This is a genomic window from Helicobacter mehlei (assembly GCF_003660265.1).
GTDB lineage: Bacteria > Campylobacterota > Campylobacteria > Campylobacterales > Helicobacteraceae > Helicobacter > Helicobacter mehlei.
On the sequence record NZ_QXQP01000064.1, the window covers coordinates 1 to 935 of the forward strand.

The window sequence follows — 935 nt, forward strand, 5'->3', positions numbered from 1 at the left end:
CAAAGATTGGGATTTTAAAGCCCGCATTGATTGGACCAACAACAACGACCCCAGCCAGCCTAGAAGGTGGGTGTTGCAGGATTTCAAGGTGGTGGGGGATGAGCCCATAGCAGAGCCTAGCGCAGTGAGGGGAGGAGACAACAGGAGTGGAGGGGATAAGCCATTCCACTATAAGACAGAGGGGACTAAAAGCCTTACAGACTTGAGGGCAGATTTAAAACAGAGTCTAGCCCCTATTCTAAACCAAGACATCACTAACAAAGAAACGGGGGTAGTTGCTAGGATTTCAAGAAAAGGGTTAGACAAAATATCGAGCACAAAGGCTTTAGGCAAGAGTATAGAAAATGGTTTTTCTAAAGAGGAGCATTTTAAGGTGGGGCAAGACGTCAAAACTCTTTTTGAAAATGCGACCTTGAGAGAAACACATGGTGATTATAAGAAACGGACAGATATAAAAGCCATCCATCGGTATTTTACAAATATTAAAATTAATGGCAAAGGAGCACAAGTCAAGATGACACTCACAGAGAGCGTAGAACAAGGGCATAGAATCTATAGTTTAGAATTAGAGGAGTTGAACCCCCTACCTTAAGGGCTGTAGCACACCCATACATCCCAGTAGAGGCAGACTCTAAACTCACCAAGAGGTGGAAGATGCGCGTAGGTTTCTACCTTTTCCACGACTATTTAAAGCCCGTGAGCGAGCCTACAACAAAAGCCCTTAAGAATTGCCAAAGAGTTAGAAACCTAAAACAAGGCTTGAGAATGAAGGAAGAAAACTTAACTTTGTACTTCTGTGGTGCTTTAAGGGGTTTTAATGCTAACCCCCTATCTTAACCAAGTCTTTCACGCCGATGCGTTAGGCTTTATGCAGGGCTTGCCTAATGCTTGTATAGATTGTGTGTGTATCGATCCGCCCTATTGTAGCGGGGGGG

General features: G+C 44.2%; 1 protein-coding gene. It reads left to right on the forward strand.

Going from position 1 to position 935, the window contains the following annotated elements; all coding sequences use genetic code 11:
• The first annotated feature begins 91 nt into the window (after positions 1–91).
• On the forward strand, positions 92–592 hold the full coding sequence (locus tag EAO36_RS08240) for an LPD3 domain-containing protein (protein WP_235852427.1): 501 nt from the start codon (positions 92–94) through the stop codon (positions 590–592).
• Positions 593–935 lie beyond the last annotated feature (343 nt).